We start from the raw sequence: 16,363 nt of genomic DNA on the forward strand, positions 1-16,363 counted from the left end.
TTATTCATGGGCAGACATGGCCGTGAACGTGAACACGTTGCACTTACGAAGTACGTTTTAAGGCGTTTTAACCAGGTATAAATGGGGTAACAATTAAGAAAGTAGTTCCAAATTGTTACTCTAATCTATCCACTCAAACTTGGTATAAGGCACAAGCGCCTCGGGTATTTTGATTCCCATATCAGTTTGATTATTTTCTAATAATGTAGCTACAATACGTGGCAAGGCTAATGCACTACCATTAAGCGTGTGGGCCAATTGTGTTTTACCCTCTGCATTACGAAAACGTAGTTTCAATCGGTTACTCTGAAATGTTTCGAAGTTTGATACGGATGATACCTCTAACCAGCGTTGCTGCGCGGCGCTCCAGGTTTCCATGTCGTAAGTTAATGCGCTGCCGAAACCCATATCGCCACCACACAGTCGCAATACACGGTATGGCAAACCAAGTTTTTGTAATAGGCCCTGTACATGGGCACTCATGCCTTCCAGTACATCGTATGAATTATCGGGATGTACAACTTGTACAATCTCCACCTTATCAAACTGGTGTAAACGGTTCAAACCGCGTACGTGCGCACCATAAGAACCGGCTTCGCGGCGGAAACAAGGTGTATGCCCACAGTTTTTAACGGGTAGTTCATCAGCCTTTAAGATCACATCGCGGTACAAGTTGGTGATGGGCACCTCGGCAGTAGGGATCAGGTATAAGTCATCAACACCTACGTAGTACATCTGGCCTTCCTTGTCAGGCAACTGGCCTGTTCCAAAACCCGATGCAGCGTTAACCATCAATGGTACGCTTACTTCGCTGTAACCTGCTTTTTCGGCCTCATCAATAAAAAAGTTGATGAGCGCGCGTTGTAATTTGGCACCCTTATTTTTATACACCGGGAAACCTGCGCCGGTTATTTTAACACCCAGTTCAAAATCTATCAGGTTATATTTTGCCGCCAGTTCCCAATGCGGCAAAGCATTGGCGGGCAATTCTGGGATAGTGCCATTCTCCAGCACCACCTCGTTTTCTTCCGGCGTTATACCTTTTGGTACAGATGAATGTGGCAGGTTCGGCAGCTGAACAAGCGCTTCGTAAAGCTCTTTTTCAGCTTTTGCTAATTCTTCATCAAACTTTTTAATGCTTTCTTTTGAATTGCCTGTTTGAGATTTCAGCACTTCCGCCTCATCCTTTTTACCGGCTCGCATTAGTTCACCAATTTGTTTGGCAGATGCATTAGCCCTTGCTTTTTCCTCTTCTCCACCACGTTGCGCAACCGAACGTTCGCTATCCAGTTCAAGGATCCTATCTACCAATTCCGGCTGTTTAAAATTTTTTACAGCCAAACGTTCTAAAACCTGTTCCCTGTTATCGCGGATATAACTAACTTGCAGCATTGATTTTATTTTAAAAGGCAAAGATATAATTAGTTCATAGATGATGGTTCATAGTTAATGGTTTTTTGTAGCTGCAAAGCACCATTGGCAAACCCACATTTTTTTATGAACTATGATCCATGAACCATGAACGCTACCACACCATCCGGCAAACTATATTTAGTACCCACCCCCATTGGCAACCTCGAGGATATGACCTTTAGGGCTATCCGCATTTTAAAGGAGGCCGACCTGATACTGGCCGAGGACACACGTACATCGGCACCGATGCTAAAACATTTCGACATCCAAAACAAGGTGTTTGCGCATCATCAGCATAACGAGCACCAGTCCAGTAACGAGATCATCAAGTTTTTGCTGATGGGACAAAATATAGCGTTGATAAGTGATGCCGGTACGCCTGCCATATCCGACCCCGGGTTTTTCCTGGTGCGCGAGGCTTTAAAATTCAACATCCCAATAGAATGCCTGCCGGGCGCAACGGCATTTGTGCCCGCGCTAGTCAACTCGGGTTTCCCTACCGATAAGTTTTGTTTTGAGGGTTTTTTGCCATTGAAGAAAGGCCGCCAAACCCGCTATAAATTCCTGGCGACAGAAGAACGCACTTTTATACTTTACGAGTCGCCGCACCGTTTATTAAAAACGCTTGATGAAATGGCAACCTATTTTGGTGCCAACCGCCAGCTTTCCGTATCGCGCGAGCTGACTAAAATGTTTGAAGAAACTGTAAGGGGTACAGTTACCGAGGTTAAAACCTATTTTGAAACGCACCCGCTTAAAGGCGAGTTTGTAATATGCGTTGCAGGTGCCGCTCCTGCCGAAAATGATAAAAAGAAAAACAAATATGCGGATGATGATGACGAAGATTAGCGACTTAAAGTAATGGAAACAATTAAAAGCTTTGTTGCATATAATTTAAAGCAACTTAAAATAGCCTTCATAATCACTACTTCCATTATGGCTGTATTTATAGCTTGCATGTTGTTTTTCGGTTTGTCGAGGTATTCTTTATTCGATAAGATAACATTACCAATAGGATTTGGAATATTTGCAGGATGTATTGTCGTGCTAATGATGATTTTGATTGGCTGTATTAACTGGTTCTTCAGGGAAAGATACTTCAATAAACATTTAATAATTTTAATCGACCAATTTAACTTTAGTGTTCGCCCGTATCCAAAGTCGGTATGGGAGCTTACTAAACCTGCATTGTTTGGCACCTTAAATGGACAAGAAATGGTAATTGAACTTATAGAGCAAAAAGATCTGTTTATCGCTTATAAAAACGGAAGCAACGATTTCGACAAGAAATACGGGCTTATATATCGCTATAAAAATTTAAAAAAATTGGGCGTTGAAAATTTGGTTAAAGAATTAACGACCATTGCACAGGGCACTTAACAACAAATGAAAAAAAACCTACTACTCTCTATATTCTCCGGTTTACTGCTGTGGGTAGCTTGGCCGCCTACGCAATATACTACGTTCTTTTTATTTGTGGGCTTTGTGCCGATGTTGCTGGCTATGGAGAACATCATTCAATCGGATGTTGCCGGGAAGGGTAAAAAGATCTTTAACACCGCATTCATCGGGTTCTTCATCTGGAATACGCTTTGCGTTTATTGGGTGTACAATTCACTAAAAGTAATTGGCCCAATTGTAGCTATACCCATAACGCTGATACCTTACGCGCTTGGGCCGCTGTTAATGGCTACGGCTTGCTGGTTATATTACCGGGTTAGGCTTATCTCCGGGCGAGCAATTTCCTTGGTTGCCTTGGTTTGTTTTTGGATAGGTTACGAATACCTGCACCAAAGCTGGGACTTAAACTTCCCGTGGATGACGCTGGGTAACGGTTTTGCCACCTCACATAAATGGGTACAATGGTATGAATATACTGGTGTTTACGGCGGCACCATTTGGGTATGGGCCATCAATATCTTGCTGTTTCTGCTTTATATTGGCTTACGCGAAGAACAGTCTAAACAAACCCGAAAGAAGCTAATTATAAGTTTTACGTTGGTTTTGATCTTACCTTTAGGCCTATCGCTTTTCAAATACTATAGCTACAAAGAGCAGATAAACCCATCTAATATCGTGGTGGCTCAGCCTAATGTAGATCCTTACCTCAAAGCGGAGATCCCTGTTTATAATCAAATAGAAACGCTAACACACCTATCAGATTCTATTGGGCAGCGCAATACCGAGTACTTTATCTGGCCCGAAACAGCTATCTCGCAGGATATGGACGAAGACCATATCTATACCGAAAACAGCTATCTGCAGGTAAAAAAGTTTTTGAACAGGTTTAAAAACGCTAACGTTTTAACAGGAGGCGAAACACATAAATTTTACACCAAGCGAGCAACTAAAACTGCAAGCCCGTTACCGGAACAGCCGGGTGTGTTTTTCGATAGTTTTAGCGCGGCTATTAATATCGAGAATTCATCCAAAGTACAGTTCTATCATAAATCGCGATTAGTACCGGGAGCTGAGTCGTTGCCTTTTGGGAATGTTTTATCTTTCTTAAAACCAGCCTTTGAGCATTTGGGCGGCGCAACCGGCGCTTATGGGATTCAAACGGAACCAACCGTACTATACTCGCAAAGCGGGATAGGCGCCGCGCCGGTGATATGTTATGAATCTATCTATGGCGAATGGGTGTCTAAATACGTAAAACAGGGCGCACAGTTCATCGCCATTATTACCAACGATGGCTGGTGGGAAAATACTTCCGGTAAGGACCAGCATTTGGACTACGCCAAGTTACGCGCTATTGAAACCCGCCGCTGGGTTTGCCGCTCGGCCAATACGGGCATCTCGGCATTCATCAACCAGCGGGGCGATATTGTGCAGCAAAGCAAGTGGTGGGTGCGTACCGCATTAAAGCAGGACATCAACTTAAACTCCGACATAACGTTTTATGTAGCGTACGGCGATTACCTTCCAAAGATTGCGAGCTTTTTAGCCGTGTTAGGCATCTTTTTGATCGGGATTAAAAAGAGTTTTAGCCACTAAGTGGACTATCCCCTCTTCACTATAAACTCCATTAGATCCAGAATTGGCTGGCGGATGATCTTGCCTATATGCACATCGTTCTCTTCGCAAACGGCTTTTAACTCATCGGCAAAAACATAGGCAATGGAGCCTACAAAATGGCATTTGAACTTATCAAATTGTGGGTACGATTTGATATTGGTATCTACAAACTCCAACAAGCCTTTCCTTAGCAGGTCCTGCCCGTATTCTGAGGTACGGATCTCCGTTAAAAATTTAGAGAATGATGCCAGGTAAGAGTTACCGCGGGGTTTTTGATAGGTATTGATGATAACATCTTCCTTTTGCAGGTTATAAGTTGCCTTAAACTTATTGTTAATATCGTCGGGCATGTTGCCGTAAAGGTAATCTGTTACCAGGGCCTTGCCAAACCAGGTGCCCGAGCCTTCGTCGCCCAGTGCATAGCCAAGGCCATGCTGCCCGTCGTGGATGTCCTCGCCGTCAAAAAAAGAGATGTTTGACCCGGTGCCAAGCACGCAGCAAAAACCTTTCTCGTGCCCGCAGGTGGCGTATGCCGAAGCCAGCAGATCGCTGTCTACACTTACATAGGCGTTAGGTATTAATGTACTGATGGCGTTTGATACTATTTCGTGCCTATCCGGGCTGGAGCAGCCCGCTCCAAAAAAATAGATCTCGGTTATATCCGCAGCCATGGCAACCATTTCTGGTACCTGTTCCTGTATAATCTTTACTATTTCCTTTTCGGTTAAAAAGTATGGGTTTAGGCCGGCCGATTTAAATGCCTTGTTTTCTTGCCCTGGCACTGATAGCAGCCAGTCTGTTTTAGAAGATCCACTGTCTGCTACTAATATCATGTACAAAGTTCCTCAAGCACCTCGCGGGTAAGCGGCTTATGCACAAACTGGGCAACGTATTTATTGCTTTTTGAGTTGTTCATGTCGGTTGGGTCAAGGGATGATGAAAGCATGAAGATCTTCACCGCGTCCTTATTATCCAAATTAAGCGCTTCGTATTCCTTTAAAAACTCAAACCCACTCATCATAGGCATGCGGATGTCCAGAAAAATGGCGTCGGGCTTAACGCTGCCTTCGCGCAGGGCGTTTATGGCATCGTGTGCCGATTGTATTACAATTATATTATCTGCGAAGTTGGCACTTTCAATAATTTTGCGCGTAACAAAGTTGTCAATATAATTGTCATCAATGAGCAGGCATGTGTTGAAGTGAACAGGCATCGTTGTTCAAAAATAAACTTTTAAAGCAATTAAATATAGTTTATTGAATATTTATGCTGTTTGTTATTTGTTGCAAGGTAACCTCGGCCATTTTTGACTGATATTGCGCCGAAAAAAACTTGGATTGCGCGTCCAAATAATTCCTTTGCGCCTCGCGGATCTCTAACTGGGTGATGTTGCCTATCTTATATTTCTCTAACGAGATCTCCAGGTTCTTACGGGCAAGTTCCACACTGGATTGCCCAATTCTTATCAAATCTAAACCCGATAAATAAGCCACATAAAAATTACTTATCTGGGCTTCTACATCCAGCATTACCTGCTTTTGGCTCAGGTCGGCATTGGCAATTTGGAGTTTGGCATTACGCTCGCGCCGCCATTGATTAAGCCCGTCGAATATATTTACGGATGCCGTTAAGCCGTAAGCAAAACCGTGTGAGTTTTGGCTAAGTGTAAAGCCCGCGGGCGTTTTGCTATTAGTAAAGGTGTAGCCCGATGTTACGCCGACGACCGGATAACGCGTTGATTTAACCTGCCTTAAACTTATCTCGGCCAAGCGTTTATTTATTTGGGCTGATAATATATCGGGGTTTTGCGCCTGGGCTTTAGCAATGATGTCGCCCAGTATCAGTGTATTGTTTACCATTATGGTATCGCCAACGGTAAAGTCTGTTTGCAGGTTACGCACCAGCAGTTGGTTCATTTGGATCTTGGTTTGGCGGAACTGTTGCAACTGAATTACCAGGTTGGAAGTATCTGTGTTCAGATTTACCTGGGCATTGTAAACATCCAGCTTTGAAACCCGGCCCACTGTAAACTTATCATTAGAATAGCGCAGTTGCGTGCGAGAGATCTCGATAGCACCGCTTAAAGCTTTTATCTGCTCCGTTTGGCTGATAAGGTTGTAGTAAGTATTAATAACATTGGCAACCGTGCTTTGAATAGTATCCTGCAAGCGGATGGCACCAAGTTTATCCTGCTCTTTCAGCATATCGTAATTAGCGAACATGTTAAAGCCATCGAAAATCGTCCAGTTGAGGTTTACGCCGTAGTTATTATTGCTGTTATTGGCAGAAAGGTTGTTAACCGTACCATCGGTGCGGGTTTGCTTTATTTTTTGGTTACTGTTATTCAAAGCAGCATCGCCGGTAACTAAAGGCAAAAAGCCCGCGTTACCAAGCGTAACGTTATTGCCGGCTATGGTAGCGTTGTTTTGCGATAGCCTTATGTTGTAATTGTTCTTTAGTGCTATTTCAACGGCATCCTTTAGGGTAAGCAACGGGGCATCCTGCGCCCATGCCCCTGCAACGGTAGCACAGCAAAAGATCAAGCAAATAATTCTTTTAATATTCATGTTGCTTAAAGTTTTTCAATTAATAACGGAGCTTTTGGTTCAACTTCCTCTTCCGGCTCATGGTCGGGGTCGCGGCGGGTTTTGGATGCGAACACCATGTACATGGTTGGGATAACATAAAGCGTTAACACCAATGAGAACAACATCCCGCCAATAATTACAATACCTAACGATACACGGCTTTTTGCACCTGCACCTAATGCCAAAGCGATTGGTACGGAACCGAGCACTACTGCCAAACTGGTCATCAAAATCGGGCGCAAACGCGATGTCGCGGCTTCGACAACAGCATCATATTTACTTAAACCATGCTCCATCCGCTGGTTGGCAAACTCAACGATCAGAATTCCGTTCTTGGTTACCAAACCTACCAGGGTAATGATACCTATCTGGCTGAAGATGTTAAAAGTTTGATCGAACAACCAAAGGGACAGGAATGCCCCGGAGATTGCCAAAGGCACGGTAAGCATCACAACAAACGGATCTACAAAGCTTTCAAACTGTGCGGCAAGCACCAGGTATATCAGCAGCAAAGCAAAACCAAATGCAAACAGGATGTTTGATGAACCCTCGGCAAAATCCCTTGACGGGCCGCTAAGCGCGGTGCTAAAAGTATCATCCAGTAACTTGGCTTTGATGCGTTCCATTTCGGCAATACCATCCCCTACCGTTTGGCCCGGCGCAAGCCCTGCCTGTACCGTTGCCGATTTATACCTGTTAAAGTGATAAATAGACGGCGGGCTGGCGCTTTCGGCCACCTTCACCACATTATCTAATTGTACCAGGCCGCCTTTGCTGCTGCGTACGTAAACAGATTTAAGGTCTAAAGGCTGGTCGCGGTTGGCGCGGTCTACCTGGGCTATTACCTGGTATTGTTTACCATTTATCAAGAAATAATCTAACCTGCCGGCACTGTAATACAATTGTAGCGTCTGGGCGATATCATCAACCGAAACACCCAGGTCTCGGGCACGGTCACGATCTGTAGTAACCCTAAGCTCGGGCTTAGTAAATTTCAGGTTAACGTCCGATCCCTGGAAAACAGGGCTTTTAGATACCTCCGCAAAAAACTCGGGAAGCACCTTTCTTATCTTTTCAAAATCCTGGTTTTGGATAACATATTGCACGGGTAACGAAGTACGCGCGCCGCTACCACCACCGCTTATGGTTTGCTCCTGCACCACAATGGCGCGGGCGTCAGGCATTTTGGTCAATTTTTTATTTAGCCAGTCGGCAAGTTCCTGCTGGGTACGGTCACGCTCATCCGGGGCAACCAAACCCACACGCCCAAAGCCCGAGTTGGCAGAACCACCACCACCAAACGATGGCGATACGATCTCGAGGTTCACATTAGCTTCGGGGATAGAATCGGCAACCAGGTTAGCCACCTTATCCATATAGCGGGTCATATATTCGTAAGTAGCACCTTCAGACCCGGTAACCGAGTAACGCAAAAGGCTGCGGTCATCAAGCGGGGCAAGCTCTGACGGTGTTATTTTGAACAATACGCCGGTTAATATCAATGAGCCGCCAAGTATCACCCATGACACCCACGTTTTTTTCATGAAGTTAACCAGTGTTTCGGTATAACCGGTGGTCATGCCTACAAAGAAAGGTTCGCTCCACTCATAAAACCTCGATTTCTTTTGGTTTTTACGGATCAGCTTTACGTTAAGCATCGGTGTTAACGACAATGACACGAAGGCCGAGATCAATACCGCCCCGGCGACGACGACCGCGAATTCCCGGAACAGCCTGCCTGTAAAGCCCTGTAAGAATACTATAGGCAAAAACACCGCGGCTAAGGTTACCGATGTAGATACCACCGCGAAAAAAATCTCGGCGCTACCTTCAAAAGCCGCCTTGCGGATGGCCATCCCTGCCTCTACTTTTTTGTAGATATTCTCCGTTACCACAATACCATCATCTACCACCAAACCCGTGGCAAGCACAATACCCAGTAAGGTTAGGATATTGATAGAAAACCCAAATACATACATGATAAAGAATGCCCCTATCAGCGATACCGGGATATCTATTAACGGGCGGAAAGCGATAAGCCAGTCTCTAAAGAACAAGTAGATGATTATTACCACCAGAATGAACGAGATCAGCAACGTTTCCTTTACCTCGGTAATGGAGTTGTTGATGAATTTCGTATTATCCAAAGCTACTTTCACGGTAATATCGGGCGGCAGGTCTTTCTTGATCTGCTCTAAACGTTTATAAAAATCTTCTGCAATTTGTACGTAATTAGCTCCCGGTTGTGGCACAATAGCCAAACCAACCATCGGCACGCCGGATTCTTTCAACGATGTTTCCTCATTTGCAGAACCAAGGACCGCATAGCCAATATCATTAAGCCTGATAACGCGGTTACTATCGGCACGGATTATCAGGTTATTAAACTCTTTTTCAGTAGTCAGTTTACCAAGCGCGCGGATGGTGATCTCGGTATTATTACCTTCAATTTTACCGGCTGGCAGCTCCACGTTCTCGCGGGCCAATGCGGCACCAATATCGGTAGCGGTAAGGCCAAGCGATGATAGTTTATTAGGATCTATCCAAAGGCGCATGGCGTATTGGCGCTGGCCCTGTACATTAATGGTACTTACACCGGGGATGGTTTGCAACCCCTCCAGCAATACATTTTCGGCGTAATCATCTACCTGGGTGATGTTACGGGTGTTACTGCTAACGGTAAGGGTGATAATCTGGTCGGCGCTGGCATCAGCTTTGGTAACTACCGGCGGGGCGTTAATATCTTGTGGTAGCTGGCGTTGCGCCTGCGATACCTTATCGCGCACGTCATTAGCCGCTGTTTCAAGGTCTGCATCCAAATCAAATTCTACAGTGATGTTACTGGACCCAACCGAACTTGTTGATGAGATATTACGGATACCCGGCACACCGTTAATAGCTTTTTCTAATGGCTCGGTAATTTGCGACTCGATAACATCCGAGTTGGCACCCGAGTAATTTGTAGATACGGAGATTATAGGCGGATCTACCGAAGGGAAATCGCGCACCCCCAAAAACTTGTACCCAATTACACCAAATACAACTATCACAACAGATAAAACTGTTGCCAATACGGGTCTCTTTATACTTACGGAAGATAAACTCATATTGGTTATTTGATAACTTTAAGGATCTTCAACGGCGATTTAGGGCGGATCTGGATCAAGCCGGATACTACAATACTATCGCCGGCTTTAAGGCCATCTATTATCTGGATCTTGGTATCGGTACGCAAGTCGGTCTTCACATCTTTAGCTACCGCTATACCATTTTTATATAAATAGATCTTGCTGCTCTTCAGATCGGGTATCACACACTCGGTTGGCACCATAATGGTCTTGGGGATCTGGTCGAGCGTTAAATTAATTTTGGCGAAAGCTCCCGCTGTTAAAGCATTTTTGGGGTTTGGTGCTTTTGCACGTACTGTAATGGTACGGGAGTTGGCATCTAACGCGGGCTCAATAGCATACACCGTTGCCTTAAAGTTATCCCTCGAACTTTCTACCGTAAAACTAACCTTGCTGCCCGTACCAATAATTGGCAGGTAGCGCTCAGGTACCGAAAAGGTAACTTTTGCCGGGTCGATATTTACGAGTGTAGCAATTGATGTAGATGGCGAAAGGTAACCACCCGGGCTAACATTTCTTAAACCAATAACACCAGAGAACGGCGCACGGATCTCGGTACGGCTTATTTGGGCGCGCACAACATCTGCCTGTGCCTGTAAGGATTGCAGCGACGATTGCGAAGTTTGGTACTCCTCTTTGCTCACAGCTTCTTTTTGGTATAAGATCTTATTGCGGTTGTTGATATCGCGGGCAAGTACCATTTGCGCCTGGTATTGTTGTAAGGATGCTTGCAAATCCTGGTTGTAAACTTTTACCAGCAGCTGCCCTTTTTTTACACGGGCACCTTCGTTAAAATATATCCCGGTAATATTACCGGCGGTTTGGCTTATCAGGTTTACACGTTCGTTGGCATCAATGGTACCAGTGATATCTATTTGATTACTAACGGCGGTATCCTTAACCACCATGATATTAACCGATACAGGGCCGTTTTTTCGCTTGCCTTTACTGGCAGCAGCAGCGGAATTTTCCTTACCTTTTTTACTGAAGAATTTGTTATAAATTAAAAATGCAACAAGCAGCGCAAGTAACGTATAGATGATGTATTTTGCTTTCATATCTGCTTGTAATTGTTATTAGTACCCATTGGTCTATGTTTTTAAAATGCAAACCATATGTAATTATAAACTGTTAAAACCCGTGCATGTACCTAATTGGTGCAACACAAACAACAGCCATACTTGTTTGAACTTGCAATATTAACTGCTTAGCTATCAATTTGATTGCATGTATCAACCATTTTACATCACAACTGTTTTTGCCCCATTTATTTAAAAACATAAAATTTATAACTTGCCGCATGAAAAAACTGCAACTAACAGCACTGGTACTTTTAACCCTCTTTTTTATGAATGTAACCACGGGCAGCGCGGCTGGCCTTGCTAAAATATCGTACAAAGTTAGCTTCCCCGAAGCACAGGCACATTATGTAGATGTAGAAATGACCATATCGGGCCTGGCACAACCATCGCTTGAAGTTAAAATGCCTGTTTGGGCGCCCGGCTCATACCTGGTAAGGGAGTTTGCCAAAAACATCGAATCGCTTAGCGTTAGTGCTAATGGCAAAGTGGTATCTGCGCCCAAGATCAATAAAAATACCTGGAAGATAAATACTACCGGCCTTACGTCGGTAACGGTAAAATATAAAGTTTACGCTTTCGAGCTATCGGTACGTACCAGCTTTATCGATGTATCGCACGCGTTCCTTTCTACAACAGGCATCTTCCTGTTTCCTAAAGGCATGCTGGCACAACCATCAACTATCACTATAAAGCCTTACAAAGATTGGAATAAGGTATCTACCAGCCTTGAAATGGTTAATGGCGATGCATTTACCCGCACCGCCCCAAGCTACGATATCCTGTATGATTCTCCATTAGAAATTGGCACCCAGGATGTGTTTGACTTTGATGTTGCGAACACGCATTACGAAGTTGCCATGTACGGCGGCGGCAACTATGATAAAGAACGCCTCAAGAAAGATATGGCCAAGATCATCGAAGCTGAGGCGGCTGTTTTTGGCGAAAACCCCAACAAGCATTACACCTTTATCGTTCACAACAAATTACGCAACGGTGGCGGTTTAGAGCACTTAAGCTCTACTGTTTTAGGCGCTTCGCGTGATGGTTACACAAACGAACGTACGTACCACGGTTTTTTAGGTTTGGTTGCGCACGAGCATTTCCATCTGTGGAATGTGAAACGTTTACGCCCAATTGCTTTAGGCCCGTTTGATTACGACAACGAGAACTACACCACCAACCTTTGGATAGCAGAAGGATTTACGGCTTACTACCAAAACATTATTTTACGCTACGCAGACCTGTCAAATACCGAAACTTTCCTGGGTGATATGGTAAGCGATATCAACACGGTAGAAAACCAACCGGGTACCAAAGTACAGCCGCTATCAGAATCGAGCTTTGACGCGTGGATAAAAAGCTATCGCCCCAACGAGAATTCGTACAACACAGGCATCTCTTACTATGACAAAGGCGCGGTGATAGGTATGTTGTTGGACCTTGAGATAATAAACAACAGCGATGGTAAATACAGCCTTAACGATGTAATGAAGTACATGTACGACACATATTACAAAGGCAAAAAACGTGGTTATACCGATGCGGAGTTTAAAGCGGGTTTTGAGAAATTCGCGGGTAAGAACCTGAATGATTTTTACGCGCAGTACATTAATGGCTTATCTGCTATTAAGTATGATAAATACCTGGATTATGCAGGCTATAAGTTAGCCGATGAGATGGCATCTACCAACAATGCCGATTTAGGTGTCGCGGTTAATACCCGTAACATCATAACAACGGTTTTCCGCGATGGCGCAGGTTGGGTTGACGGGCTTAACGTTGGCGACCAGATCACCAATATTGATGACACCCCCGTTACCGACATATCTGCTATTAAAGGAAAAAAAGTGGGCGACAAAATTGTGGTGACTGTTAGCCGTGATGGGCAGGCAGTTAAAATACCTGTTACCCTAAAACGTAACGATAACGTTAAATACACCATTACCGAATTACCAAATGCTACACCGCAGCAATTAGCGGTACGCAAAAAATGGCTTAAGCTGTAATTAGCCGCTTATAGGTATCTAAGCCTCTTTGCAAATTGCAAAGAGGCTTTTTTGTGGGTACCATTCCTTTTAGTTGAAGGAAAAAAATATAAAACATTTTATATCTATTTAACATTGTATTAAAAAACCTACGGAAAAACATTTTAATACATTAACCATGAACTCTTTATTATATACGATAGCTGTAATTTTATTAATAGGCTGGGCAATTGGCTTTTTCTTTACTGCTGTGGGTAGCCTTATACACATATTGCTTGTTATTGCGGTTATATCCGTAATATTTGGCATCATCCGCAGGCCTACGGCTGTATAAACCATCCGAAAAATGATTTTAAGGCTGGGCTATGTCCCGGCCTTTTGTGTAAGCACACGATCCTCAACAAAATTGACCCAACCATGAAAATACCATTCACTCCACAATTACTTGGCGACCTGATAGAAAAGGGTTATACCTATGTTTTGGCAAGCACACATGACGACCCATCATCGCCGGCGGCGTCAAACATGGTTTTAAAACCTGTGCGCGAAAAACCAAAGCTTAACAACCTGCCCGATGGGTTTAACACTTTTTACAAAATAACGGGCGAGCCTATGCAGCTTGCTTGCGGTGTAGACGGGGTTACCATTGAAGTGGATTATGCCACGCTTAACCAAAACATAACCGGGGAGGATATTTTTGAAGATAGTTACTTTAGAATGAGCGAAGATTTTTTTCACCAGGTTTTAGATAGCCTGGAGGATTATGCCGTGATAACCACCGATAAAAACGGCGACATCAATAGCTGGAACAGTGGCGCACAGCGGGTGCTGGGCTACACCGAACAGGAGGCGATAGGCAAGTGCGCCGATATATTTTTCACCCCAGAGGATGTGGCCATAGGCGCCCCCGGATTTGAATTATCTACCGCGCTAAAAGATGGCCGCGCCATTGACGAGCGATACCATATGCGCAAAGATGGTTCGCGCTTTTGGGGCAGCGGCCTGGTGTTCCCGCTACAGGATGAGGATAGCAAACACCGCGGCTTTACTAAAATTATGCGCAACCTGCGCGAGGAAAAAGAAGCCCGGGATAAAGGACCGCTGCTTTAGCAAATAAAAAAAGGCCGGCTTGTTTTCACAAGCCGGCCAGGTATTAAAACTAACTGACTGATTATTTTCCTAACAATCCTTTTTTAGTGGTGATGAGTATCACACCACTATCTCCGCTTTTGCCATACAGCGAGGTTGCTGATTTATCTTTTAGTACGGATATGCTTTCTATATTGCCCGTTGGGATCAATTGCATTTTTTCCTGTTTGATGATTTCCCCATTAAGCACATATAGCGGGTTTGTACCGTGGCCGTTACGTATTTTTATTAAAGGTGCAACGTGACTTGTATCTACCCAATTATAACTTTTTACAGGTGTGTAACCTACTTTAGCTGGTTTATCATCATCGGCAGCCAAGGCAAAATTTATTGGGACAGTATAGGTTACTTTAACAGGTTCGCCTTTTATCTTTCCTGGTGTCCAGGCGGGGCTGGTGCCCATTATACGTAGGGCTTCCTGGTCTATATCGGCGCTTACGCCTCTAAGCACTCTGATATTTGCAAGTGAGCCATCCTCTTGAACCACAAACGCCAAAATAACACGGCCCTGAATATTGTTCTCTCTTGCATTTTTAGGGTACCTAACACTCATGCCAAACCATTTACTAAAGGCAGCTACGCCACCCGGAAATTCGGGCACCTGGTTTACCTTACTAAACACTTCGTTGCTATTTGTTACCTTACCTGATGCACCAATTTTATTGCCAAGTGGTTTACCATCCGCATCAACCTTAACACCGAGCGAAAAGGCTACAGGTACCGAATATTGCACACGTACCAACCGTTTGTTTTGTACACCCGGTTTCCATTTTGGCGAACCTTTAAGTACACGCACTGCTTCTTCGTCGGTGCCACTCCCTAATGATCTTATTACTTTAATATCTGATAGCGAACCATCTTTCTCTACCACAAAGGTCAAAACAGAGCGGCCTTCAACCTTGTTTTTCACAGCTTCGGCAGGGTACTTTATGTTTTTAGCTAAGTATTGGCTGAAAGCCGTTTGCCCTCCCGGGAAACTTGGTGATTGTTCTACCGCGCTAAAAATCTGGTTCTTATTCTCCTCAGGAATGGTATCAGCCGGGGCTGTAGGCAACTTGTCCTTTTTAGGGTCGTAAGTAACGATGGTTGTTTTGTAGGCAGTGTCGGCTAACACCGCTTTTGCAGGGGCTTCAAAAACCAGTTCTGCATGGTTGTGAATGGCATTTATAGCCTTACTGTTCTCGATAGTTGCCGATGAAAGTACCAGCATTAGTATAAATAGCGGTGCCGACAAGCCGTATTTGATAAGCTTTAGGCGCTGCGATCTGTTTTTTTGTAACATCATGATCCGTTTTTTTAGTAAACTGTGATTGTAAAATGGGTTAACTAATTGGTGTGCCGGCGTGGCAAACGTTTGGCTCAGTAATAACAATGCGTACTCTGCCTTGTTAGTACCTGCTTTAAGCGTATGCCTGTCGGCGATGTACTCGTGCACGTGTTTAACAGCAAATCGGTACAGATAAACCACGGGGTTAAACCAATTGATGATCATCACCGCTTCTATGATCAGCACGTCTGCTGAGTGGAATTGGCGGGCATGCACCAGCTCGTGTTTCTCTATAACTTCTTTGCCATCTATACCCTCGCTTACCCTTATCTTGTTAAAAAAAGAATAGGATACTGATGGCGTAGGGTCTTTAATTATTCGTTGTAATAGTATAAGTTGAATGATAAGCTTTAAAGCTAATATCAACACCCCTGCCGCGTAAAGCCCTACCAGCACCTGGCCTATGGTTATGGGGTTATCTTTTATGGGGGCAAGGTCTGTTATGGTGATGGCGTTACTACCGTAAATACTGTATTGAACTTTTTGGGTTATGAAAAGCCCCTTAACCCACTCGCTTTGTATCAGGGGGATAAAAAACGAAAGGATGGCCGTACCAACCAGGTACACGCGGTTAAGTTGAAAAAACGTTTCGCGGCGCAGCAATAAACTATAGAAGCCGAAAAACAGCGTCAGGTAAATATTTACCAGCAATAAATAATGCCACCAGTTCATA

13 protein-coding genes are annotated in these 16,363 nt (G+C 44.2%); 6 read left to right on the top strand and 7 right to left on the bottom strand.

Features of this window, described 5'->3' with window-relative positions; all coding sequences use genetic code 11:
- Positions 1-120: 120 nt before the first annotated feature.
- Positions 121-1,392, bottom strand: a complete 1,272-nt coding sequence (serS, locus tag ACVW0P_RS01930; protein ID WP_457130584.1) for a serine--tRNA ligase — start codon at positions 1,390-1,392, stop codon at positions 121-123.
- A gap of 126 nt (positions 1,393-1,518) precedes the next feature.
- Between serS and rsmI the strand changes: the two genes are divergently transcribed.
- The 3 genes from rsmI to lnt are packed head-to-tail and all read left to right on the top strand — an operon-like array spanning position 1,519 to position 4,410.
- Positions 1,519-2,262, top strand: a complete 744-nt coding sequence (gene rsmI, locus ACVW0P_RS01935) for a 16S rRNA (cytidine(1402)-2'-O)-methyltransferase (protein WP_457130585.1) — start codon at positions 1,519-1,521, stop codon at positions 2,260-2,262.
- Between the two features lie 12 nt (positions 2,263-2,274).
- Positions 2,275-2,793, top strand: a complete 519-nt coding sequence (locus ACVW0P_RS01940; RefSeq protein WP_457130586.1) for a hypothetical protein — start codon at positions 2,275-2,277, stop codon at positions 2,791-2,793.
- A gap of 6 nt (positions 2,794-2,799) precedes the next feature.
- Positions 2,800-4,410 carry an apolipoprotein N-acyltransferase gene (gene lnt, locus ACVW0P_RS01945; protein WP_457130587.1) on the top strand — a complete coding sequence of 537 codons (1,611 nt, stop codon included), beginning with the start codon at positions 2,800-2,802 and terminating at the stop codon, positions 4,408-4,410.
- A 5-nt stretch (positions 4,411-4,415) separates the two neighbouring features.
- Here lnt and ACVW0P_RS01950 read toward each other — a convergent pair whose 3' ends face one another.
- The 5 genes from ACVW0P_RS01950 to ACVW0P_RS01970 are packed head-to-tail and all read right to left on the bottom strand — an operon-like array spanning position 4,416 to position 11,205.
- Complete coding sequence (locus ACVW0P_RS01950) at positions 4,416-5,264, bottom strand: N-acetylglucosamine kinase (protein WP_457130588.1); 849 nt, start codon at positions 5,262-5,264, stop codon at positions 4,416-4,418.
- Entirely contained in the window at positions 5,261-5,644 is a 384-nt protein-coding gene (locus tag ACVW0P_RS01955) for a response regulator (RefSeq protein WP_354427805.1), read from the bottom strand. Before ACVW0P_RS01955 ends, ACVW0P_RS01950 begins: the two co-directional genes overlap by 4 nt.
- A gap of 40 nt (positions 5,645-5,684) precedes the next feature.
- Positions 5,685-6,998 (bottom strand): TolC family protein, encoded by a 1,314-nt coding sequence (locus ACVW0P_RS01960; protein WP_457130589.1) that lies wholly within the window; start codon positions 6,996-6,998, stop codon positions 5,685-5,687.
- 5 nt (positions 6,999-7,003) lie between these two features.
- Entirely contained in the window at positions 7,004-10,126 is a 3,123-nt protein-coding gene (locus ACVW0P_RS01965; protein WP_457130590.1) for an efflux RND transporter permease subunit, read from the bottom strand.
- Between the two features lie 5 nt (positions 10,127-10,131).
- On the bottom strand, positions 10,132-11,205 hold the full coding sequence (locus tag ACVW0P_RS01970; protein ID WP_457130591.1) for an efflux RND transporter periplasmic adaptor subunit: 1,074 nt from the start codon (positions 11,203-11,205) through the stop codon (positions 10,132-10,134).
- A gap of 242 nt (positions 11,206-11,447) precedes the next feature.
- Here ACVW0P_RS01970 and ACVW0P_RS01975 point away from each other — a divergent pair, with 242 nt between their 5' ends.
- The 3 genes from ACVW0P_RS01975 (at position 11,448) to ACVW0P_RS01985 (ending at position 14,324) form a co-directional block, all read left to right on the top strand.
- A complete protein-coding gene (locus tag ACVW0P_RS01975; protein ID WP_457130592.1) occupies positions 11,448-13,235 on the top strand; it encodes a M61 family metallopeptidase in 1,788 nt (595 codons plus the stop codon).
- A gap of 157 nt (positions 13,236-13,392) precedes the next feature.
- Positions 13,393-13,548, top strand: a complete 156-nt coding sequence (locus tag ACVW0P_RS01980; protein WP_354427796.1) for a lmo0937 family membrane protein — start codon at positions 13,393-13,395, stop codon at positions 13,546-13,548.
- 83 nt (positions 13,549-13,631) lie between these two features.
- Positions 13,632-14,324, top strand: a complete 693-nt coding sequence (locus ACVW0P_RS01985) for a PAS domain-containing protein (RefSeq protein WP_457130593.1) — start codon at positions 13,632-13,634, stop codon at positions 14,322-14,324.
- Between the two features lie 61 nt (positions 14,325-14,385).
- Here the strand turns inward: ACVW0P_RS01985 and ACVW0P_RS01990 are convergent, their stop codons facing one another.
- Positions 14,386-16,362: a TonB family protein gene (locus tag ACVW0P_RS01990; RefSeq protein WP_457130594.1), complete on the bottom strand. Its 1,977-nt coding sequence runs from the start codon at positions 16,360-16,362 to the stop codon at positions 14,386-14,388.
- Position 16,363: the final 1 nt, after the last annotated feature.

The sequence above is a fragment of the Mucilaginibacter sp. UYNi724 genome (genome assembly GCF_054057495.1).

What these genes read in the sequence shown, in the direction of transcription:
- ACVW0P_RS01965 (WP_457130590.1), bottom strand. Translation starts at nt 10,126, where the DNA reads ATGAGTTTATCTTCCGTAAGTATAAAGAGACCCGTATTGGCAACAGTT.
- ACVW0P_RS01960 (WP_457130589.1), bottom strand. Translation starts at nt 6,998, where the DNA reads ATGAATATTAAAAGAATTATTTGCTTGATCTTTTGCTGTGCTACCGTT.
- rsmI (WP_457130585.1), top strand. Translation starts at nt 1,519, where the DNA reads ATGAACGCTACCACACCATCCGGCAAACTATATTTAGTACCCACCCCC.
- lnt (WP_457130587.1), top strand. Translation starts at nt 2,800, where the DNA reads ATGAAAAAAAACCTACTACTCTCTATATTCTCCGGTTTACTGCTGTGG.
- ACVW0P_RS01975 (WP_457130592.1), top strand. Translation starts at nt 11,448, where the DNA reads ATGAAAAAACTGCAACTAACAGCACTGGTACTTTTAACCCTCTTTTTT.
- ACVW0P_RS01970 (WP_457130591.1), bottom strand. Translation starts at nt 11,205, where the DNA reads ATGAAAGCAAAATACATCATCTATACGTTACTTGCGCTGCTTGTTGCA.
- ACVW0P_RS01940 (WP_457130586.1), top strand. Translation starts at nt 2,275, where the DNA reads ATGGAAACAATTAAAAGCTTTGTTGCATATAATTTAAAGCAACTTAAA.
- serS (WP_457130584.1), bottom strand. Translation starts at nt 1,392, where the DNA reads ATGCTGCAAGTTAGTTATATCCGCGATAACAGGGAACAGGTTTTAGAA.
- ACVW0P_RS01955 (WP_354427805.1), bottom strand. Translation starts at nt 5,644, where the DNA reads ATGCCTGTTCACTTCAACACATGCCTGCTCATTGATGACAATTATATT.
- ACVW0P_RS01990 (WP_457130594.1), bottom strand. Translation starts at nt 16,362, where the DNA reads ATGAACTGGTGGCATTATTTATTGCTGGTAAATATTTACCTGACGCTG.
- ACVW0P_RS01985 (WP_457130593.1), top strand. Translation starts at nt 13,632, where the DNA reads ATGAAAATACCATTCACTCCACAATTACTTGGCGACCTGATAGAAAAG.
- ACVW0P_RS01980 (WP_354427796.1), top strand. Translation starts at nt 13,393, where the DNA reads ATGAACTCTTTATTATATACGATAGCTGTAATTTTATTAATAGGCTGG.
- ACVW0P_RS01950 (WP_457130588.1), bottom strand. Translation starts at nt 5,264, where the DNA reads ATGATATTAGTAGCAGACAGTGGATCTTCTAAAACAGACTGGCTGCTA.